Origin of the sequence: Shewanella sp. POL2, from assembly GCF_000282755.1 — a bacterium.
Lineage (GTDB): Bacteria > Pseudomonadota > Gammaproteobacteria > Enterobacterales > Shewanellaceae > Shewanella > Shewanella xiamenensis.
Genome location: NZ_AKZL01000173.1, coordinates 1 through 2,633, shown reverse-complemented (window position 1 = coordinate 2,633; position 2,633 = coordinate 1). Strand labels below are relative to the sequence as shown.

The 2,633-nt window shown below is 39.3% G+C and carries 2 protein-coding genes; both read right to left on the bottom strand.

What is annotated here, in order from left to right:
• Positions 1–242: 242 nt before the first annotated feature.
• The gene (locus SHEWPOL2_RS21820; RefSeq protein ID WP_037431704.1) at positions 243–1,265 is read right to left on the bottom strand and encodes a HEPN domain-containing protein; all 1,023 of its coding nucleotides are present in this window, start codon (positions 1,263–1,265) and stop codon (positions 243–245) included.
• Between the two features lie 629 nt (positions 1,266–1,894).
• On the bottom strand, positions 1,895–2,633 hold a 739-nt coding region (locus SHEWPOL2_RS21815), incomplete at its 5' end, for a class I SAM-dependent methyltransferase (protein WP_037431701.1).

The following is a 2,633-nucleotide window of genomic DNA, read 5'->3' as shown; positions in this document are numbered from 1 at the left end:
GACCGGACTCACACAATTTATTCCAACGCCCCGCGGCAACTTCGCAGGGGAAGGTGTACTTCTGAAGCTTTGGTGTTGCTTGCAAGTAATACAAAGCAAACAGAGTGATACCAAGCATCACTTTTAGAACATTTAACAATGGGTGGCTCGTTAAATTCTTGAATGCTAAAAGAAAGTGCATTATGTTCTTGTTTTATCTTGGGTGGCCTGATTAACTTGTTGCCATTTGTAGAGATAGATATTTAAATTTTTCTGGTGAATTTAAGACCTTTAGGCAAATATTTAAACTTATCTGAGTGAAGATTTAGCCTTTCGATAGCATTTTGAATTTCTATCAGTTCTTTAAGACTGGCCTTCGAATTAAAATATTTTAAATTACTAAATATATTATTGTATAGATTGTGAAGTAACATTTCTGTTATTTTAAGGTGTTCTAAAGTTATGCTTTCACTATTTCCATCATGAATATATTGGTTTCTATCACGGTATAAACTTTCTATTTTTGAACTTAACTTAGAATCTTCCCAGTATTCATGCCACCCTATTAGAGCTCTAAACGTGTCAATCAAAGACTCTTTATGATTCTTACCACCTGATGTTAAAATACACTCTAGTGCAGTCATTCTATATATGAATGCTTGCCCAATATCATTTTCGGCTATGCTTTTTCCTGCGAAAATAAATGAGCGGTATAATGTTTTTTCCCAATCATTCATATCTTTACTGCATTTTCCGAAAAGCTTTATAGCTTTTAAAAAGTAAAAGGAACGATGGTACCTTACCCAGTCTGAATCAAGTCTTAATGGAAACAAGGTGCCTTCAGACTTGAAACCGCCGCCAAACCTGTTTTCTCCATTGAGCTTTATGGTTACGTGTTGTGTTGAATAAAAGTGATTGTGTGATAAATCAGGTCTCGATTGTGATGATTTGCTTACGTATGAAAGCTGAGACGCTATTAAAATAAAAAGTTTATCCTTAACTTCTTTTTCTGCAAGCGATCTAGCCTCATCTAAAAAACCGTTTTGCCTTATTACAGCCAAAATACACTTTTCTTTTTCAATAATTTCCTTGGTTAAATAATTTGATGTTAAATTTTCTTTCTTTAACTTAACACCAAATTTTGATTTTGCTCTATAAAATTTCTCAGCGGTTATAAAAGTGACGTTTCCAATTTTAAATTCATGTCCTATTGAATCTGTTAAGTCTAGGTTGTTGACTGGAAAAATAAAAAGCCAATCTCCTGCAATTTTATTATTACCACCCATTAGCATTCCTTTTTTTTAATTGATGTCATAAATTTTATAGTCTATAAAAACTTATTAGATTACGTTTAATTACTGCATTAGTGTATTTGCTTACAGTCATAATGTCACTTTGGAAAAGATGCGAAAGGAACAAGATGGGACAGGCATAACTCTTTTGGGATTAACAACCAACACAGAAGTAACAGAAGTTCACCTCCCCTGCGAAGTTGCTGAAAGGCGTTGAAGAAAATCGCGTGACGCAGACAGGACGTCTGCGTAGCTTTCGGGGGGAAGGGACGCCCCATCGGAAGCGTTAGCGATTTTCGAATAAGCACGAAGCCAGTAACTAATGCATGTAACTTCGCTAGGGGCGTCTTGGAGCATCCAAGGAGGATAGGACGAGCAGTCCTCCTTGGTCGGGTGTGGGGTGAAGCCCCACGACTTTGATTCACTTCGGCCGTAAGACCGCAATTAATATAGCATTGTGCTAAACAGCATGAGGGTTGAAGCCCCACGACTTTGATTCACCTCGGCCGTTAGGCCGCAATGACTACAGTTATTCACAGGAAAATTGTGAAAGGCAAAGATGGATATGGGTATAAATCAGAGCTGCCAAAGATAACCGCCCAGTTGCTACCTTCAACCCAAGGTTAAATCTTCACACAGACAAACAGCGCATTACCTGAGCTTAAATCCCATGGGACGATTTTTTCATAATCGTGCTCAAAGATATGCACTTCAAAATATGGCGCGAGTAACGCTTGCAGCTCCGCAAAACTGGTGGCGACCATAGTGTGTTGATCTTGCCATAACTCAGTCTGATGCGCTGATGTATCAGCATCGTCGTCTACATCAGCCTGTTGAGTAAACGGCTGCTGACGCTTTGCAATGCTTAGATTTAACGACTGTTTTTCGCCTTGACCACTGTAATGCCAGCCAGATTCAAAGGCAAAATGGTGTCCTTCAAACTCAGCAAAATGCTTAATCGATAAGCGGTTATCGATGCGGTGCTTATCAACCGAGTTAAAACAAAATATCCCGCCGTCATTCAGGGCACTGTGCACACTGGCGATACAACTTTTAAGGCGCTCTATGTCCGCACTGTAATGGATGGAATATAAAAAACAGGTAATTAAATCCACTGGCTGCTCAAGATAAAAGGCAGTCATATCTTGCAGATTAAACTGGGCCTCAGGGCAACGACGCATGGCCATATCGAGCATCGGCTGATTAATATCTAGGCCACTACACTGATAACCAAGGTCGATAAAATGCCGTACATGTGGGCCTGTGCCACAGGCTAAATCAAGGTGTTGTTTACCATTATTCCCTAAGAACTGATGCAATCGATGGATGCTCGCACTCTGTTGTTGATAGTTAATATCGGAG